Origin of the sequence: Pseudomonas sp. GZJR-8 (assembly GCF_002916705.1) — a bacterium.
GTDB classification, from domain to species: domain Bacteria; phylum Pseudomonadota; class Gammaproteobacteria; order Pseudomonadales; family Pseudomonadaceae; genus Aquipseudomonas; species Aquipseudomonas synxantha_A.
This window is the reverse complement of record NZ_JXSI01000021.1, coordinates 1-327: the sequence shown is the minus strand read 5'-3', so window position 1 is coordinate 327 and position 327 is coordinate 1. Positions and strand designations below refer to the sequence as shown.

The following is a 327-nucleotide window of genomic DNA, read 5'->3' as shown; positions in this document are numbered from 1 at the left end:
CGCGTTTGAAGTGGGCCAGAAACAAGGAGCCGCCATGGCCGCCGAAGCGAAAAAACGCGGCTGGGACTGGAAGGACACTTATGCGGTGATCAACACCTTCAACGAACTCGACACCGGTAAAAAGCGCACTGACGGCTCGATCAAGTCCCTGGAAGACGCCGGTATTCCCAAGGATCACATCCTCACCGCCGCGCTTAAAACCCTCGACGTACCCGGCAGCATGGACGCCACCAACTCGGCCTTGGTCAAGCTGCCGAGCGGGGCGAAGAACCTGATCATCGGCGGCATGAACGACAACACCGTGCTCGGCGGCGTGCGCGCCACTGA

1 pseudogene is annotated in these 327 nt (G+C 60.6%); it reads left to right on the top strand.

The features are described 5' to 3' along the window. Window positions 1–327: pseudogene (locus tag TK42_RS27245) on the top strand (arabinose ABC transporter substrate-binding protein); the annotation flags it as partial.